The sequence below is a fragment of the Pseudorhodobacter sp. genome, from assembly GCF_030452865.1.
GTDB lineage: Bacteria > Pseudomonadota > Alphaproteobacteria > Rhodobacterales > Rhodobacteraceae > Pseudorhodobacter.
Genome location: NZ_JAKDLJ010000319.1, coordinates 1 through 4,308, shown reverse-complemented (window position 1 = coordinate 4,308; position 4,308 = coordinate 1). Strand labels below are relative to the sequence as shown.

Annotated in this window: 3 protein-coding genes; all 3 read left to right on the top strand. The window is 59.7% G+C overall.

Going from position 1 to position 4,308, the window contains the following annotated elements; translation table 11 throughout:
- Positions 1-486 precede the first annotated feature (486 nt).
- Positions 487-2,064: a 2-isopropylmalate synthase gene (locus tag L0H65_RS15395; protein ID WP_301459929.1), complete on the top strand. Its 1,578-nt coding sequence runs from the start codon at positions 487-489 to the stop codon at positions 2,062-2,064.
- 272 nt (positions 2,065-2,336) lie between these two features.
- Positions 2,337-3,374, top strand: coding sequence for a rod shape-determining protein (locus L0H65_RS15390; protein ID WP_301459927.1), 1,038 nt, complete (start codon positions 2,337-2,339; stop codon positions 3,372-3,374).
- Between the two features lie 43 nt (positions 3,375-3,417).
- Positions 3,418-4,308 (top strand): rod shape-determining protein MreC (gene mreC, locus L0H65_RS15385; RefSeq protein ID WP_301459925.1); only part of this gene is annotated, 891 nt, incomplete at its 3' end.

Below are 4,308 nucleotides of genomic sequence, written 5' to 3'. Positions count from 1 at the left end.
CATTACGCGACCGGTCAGGAAACCGCGGGGGAATGGACCAACGGCTTGCTGACTGGACCCGCAGCGCCTGAACCGGGGACGGATGCGCCAACCGACGCGTCCACCCCGACCGACGCGTCCACCCCGACTGATGCGCCAACCGATGGCGCTGCACCAGCGAACGGAGGTTGAGACAACGCACCGATCCGGTTGGCCTGCTCTGCCAAAAGCCGTTTGGACGAAACCGAGGTGGGAGCGAATGACAGCAGCGTTGGAAAATGCCGCGACGCCCGGTGATTTTGGGGTTTTCATTCGTCAAACCTTGGCTATAGTCGCCGCCATGACACGGGAACCCATCATTTCTTTTGGACCAGTGGCGCGTTGCGCCAGCACTTCCCGTGCGCTCCTCCTCCTTAGCCTCCGCTGAGCGTGCCTTCGGGTGCGACCGCTCAGTCGTGACAAGCATCCGGAACGCAAAGGCCAAGGAACTTTCAGAGAGATTTTCAGATGACTGACAAAAGCACGCAACCCCGTGTTCTGATTTTTGACACCACATTGCGCGACGGCGAACAAAGCCCCGGCGCCACCATGACCCATGAGGAAAAGCTGGAGATTGCGACCAGCTTGGATGAGATGGGCGTCGATATTATCGAAGCCGGGTTTCCGATTGCGTCGGAAGGCGATTTCGCGGCGGTGTCCGAAATTGCGCGGCTGGCGAAAACCGCACAAATCTGCGGGCTGGCGCGCGCGAATTTCAAGGACATCGACCGCTGCTGGGAGGCGGTGAAACACGCGAAACATCCGCGTATCCACACGTTTATCGGCACTTCGCCATTGCACCGCGCCATTCCAAACCTCACCATGGACCAGATGGCCGATCGTATCCACGAAACAGTGACCCATGCCCGCAATCTGTGCGACAATGTGCAATGGTCGCCGATGGATGCGACGCGGACGGAACATGACTATCTGTGCCGCACGGTCGAAATTGCGATCAAGGCAGGAGCGACCACGATCAATATCCCCGATACGGTGGGCTATACCGCGCCGCGGGAAAGCGCGGATCTGATCCGAATGTTGCTGGAACGGGTGCCGGGGGCGGATAAGGTGATTTTCGCCACCCATTGCCACAATGATCTGGGCATGGCGACCGCCAATTCGCTGGCCGCGGTGGAGGCGGGCGCGCGACAAGTTGAATGCACGATCAACGGCTTGGGCGAACGGGCTGGAAATACCGCGTTGGAAGAAGTCGTGATGGCGTTGAAAGTGCGCAATGACATCATGCCCTACCAGACCCGGATTGATACCACCAAGATCATGGCGATCAGCCGACGTGTCGCCACCGTTTCGGGCTTTGCCGTGCAGTTCAACAAGGCCATTGTCGGCAAGAATGCCTTTGCCCATGAATCCGGTATCCATCAGGACGGCATGCTGAAGAACCGCGAGACGTTTGAGGTGATGCGCCCGGAGGATGTCGGGCTGTCGGGAACTTCACTGCCGTTGGGCAAGCACTCGGGGCGGGCGGCGCTGCGGGCGAAGCTGAAAGACCTTGGTTTTGACATGGCCGACAACCAGTTGAACGATACTTTCGTGCGGTTCAAGGCACTGGCCGATCGCAAGAAAGAAGTCTTCGATGATGACCTGATCGCTTTGGTTCACGACAGCGCCACCAATGCTGCCCATGATACGCTGCAAGTCAAGCGCCTGCGCGTGATCTGCGGCACCGAAGGGCGCCAGGAGGCAGAGCTGACCCTGAGCATCGAGGGCGTGGATCATTCGATTGACGCCACCGGCGACGGGCCGGTTGATGCGGCATTCCACGCGGTCAAGATGCTGTATCCGCACAAGGCACGGCTGCAACTTTATCAGGTGCAGGCCGTCACCGAAGGCACCGATGCACAGGCGACTGTTTCGGTCCGGCTGGAGGAGAACGGCAATATCGCGACCGGCCAATCTGCCGATACCGACACCATTGTCGCATCGGTCCGGGCCTATGTGAACGCGCTGAACCGGCTGATCCTGCGGCACGAGAGGTCTGAAATGGGCTATGACACCAAGGGTGTCAGCTATAAGGATCAGTCCTGATCGCGATTTGTTGAAGATCGCCTAATTTGACATAAACGAACAATGGCGGCGCGAAAATGCCGCCATTTCATCTTTGCTACTGGGCTTCCTATCGCCTTTCGAACCTTAAACCAAAGGAACGACACTCACCGATCACCGGTTTGGGCAGGAACACGCGCAATGCGCCTGTTGCGCCCCTTTCCCTTATCCGCAGGCCTCCCTATAAGAAGCCGCCTGCCTCGGGCATCTGAGTCGCGGGTGTTTTTCGTGTTACCAATAAGGATCCTTTCAGCATGTGGTTACTTTCGGGTCTGTTCTCGTCCGACATGGCGATTGACCTTGGCACAGCGAATACGCTTGTTTACGTTCGCGGCAAGGGCATCGTGCTGAATGAGCCTTCGGTCGTCGCCTATCACGTCAAGGACGGCAAAAAGCAGGTTTTGGCGGTGGGTGAGGATGCAAAGCTGATGCTGGGCCGCACGCCGGGCAGCATTGAGGCGATTCGCCCGATGCGCGACGGGGTGATCGCCGATTTCGACACCGCTGAAGAAATGATCAAGCATTTCATCCGCAAGGTTCACAAGCGCACCACCTTCAGCAAGCCGAAAATCATCGTCTGCGTCCCCTATGGCGCAACGCCGGTCGAAAAGCGCGCGATCCGGCAATCAGTTCTTTCGGCGGGCGCGCGGCGCGCTGGTCTGATTGCTGAACCGATTGCAGCCGCGATCGGTGCCGGCATGCCGATCACCGACCCCACAGGTAACATGGTGGTCGATATCGGCGGCGGCACCACGGAAGTTGCGGTGCTGTCCTTGGGTGATATCGTTTATGCGCGTTCCGTCCGCGTTGGCGGCGACCGGATGGATGAGGCGATTGTCAGCTATCTGCGCCGCCATCAGAACCTGTTGATTGGCGAGTCGACAGCGGAACGCATCAAGACCAGCATCGGCACCGCCCGGATGCCCGACGACGGGCGTGGTTCTTCGATGACCATCCGGGGGCGCGACCTGCTGAACGGCGTGCCGAAGGAAACCGAGATAAATCAGGCGCAGGTGGCCGAAGCCCTGGCCGAACCGGTGCAACAGATTTGCGACGCGGTGATGCAGGCACTGGAGGCAACCCCACCGGACCTCGCCGCCGATATCGTGGATCGTGGTGTGATGCTGACGGGCGGTGGCGCGCTGCTCGGGGACTTGGACCTGGCCTTGCGCGAACAGACCGGACTTTCGATCTCGGTCGCGAACGAATCCTTGAACTGTGTGGCCCTTGGCACCGGCAAGGCGCTGGAATATGAAAAACAGCTTCGGCATGTTATTGATTACGATAGCTGATTTTCGGGCGATGGCACGGCCCGGCATGTGACGCGAGGCTTTGGTGGCAAAGAAGCGCAATTCCCCAGATGAATACACCCGCCCGCTGCGCCGGATTCTGGTGGGGGTGCTTGTCGTTGCCTTGCTGGCACTTTTCCTGCTCTGGCGGATTGACAGCCCGAGGGTGGAGCGGTTTCGCACCGCGTTGGTTGACCGTTTTGTTCCGAGCTTTGAATGGGCTTTGGTGCCGGTGACCAAGGCGGTCGATATGGTCGACAGTTTCCAATCCTACGCCAGTCTTTATGACCAGAATCAGGAGTTGCGCCGCGAATTGCAGCAGATGAAGGCGTGGAAAGAGGCTGCACTCCAACTGGAACAAAAGAACGCGCGGCTGATGGATCTCAATCAAGTCAGGCTTGACCCGAAGCTGACGCATGTCACCGGCGTCGTACTCGCCGATAGCGGCAGCCCGTTCCGCCAGTCGGTTTTGCTGAATGTCGGGTCGCGCGACGGGGTGCGCGATGGCTGGGCAACGATGGATGGCATCGGGTTGGTCGGTCGCATTTCCGGCGTGGGTGAGCGCACGGCACGGGTGATCTTGCTGACCGACAGCAACAGCAGGATTCCGGTGACGGTGCAGCCTTCGGGCCAACGCAGCCTGCTATCGGGCGACAACACCCCTGCCCCGCCGCTGGAATTTCTGGAAAAGCCGGACATTGCGCGGCCCGGCGATCAGGTTGTCACCTCTGGCGACGGTGGGGTGTTTCCCGCCGGTTTGCTGGTCGGAACTGTGGCGCAAGGCACCGACAAACGCCTGCGCGTGCGTCTCGCCGCCGATTATGAGCGGCTGGAATTCCTGCGCGTGTTGCGCAGCCATGAGGTGGAGCCGATCACCGATGCTGGTAGCCTGATTGCGGTTCCAAGCGGTGCGGCGCCTGCGGTACAGACCGAAGTC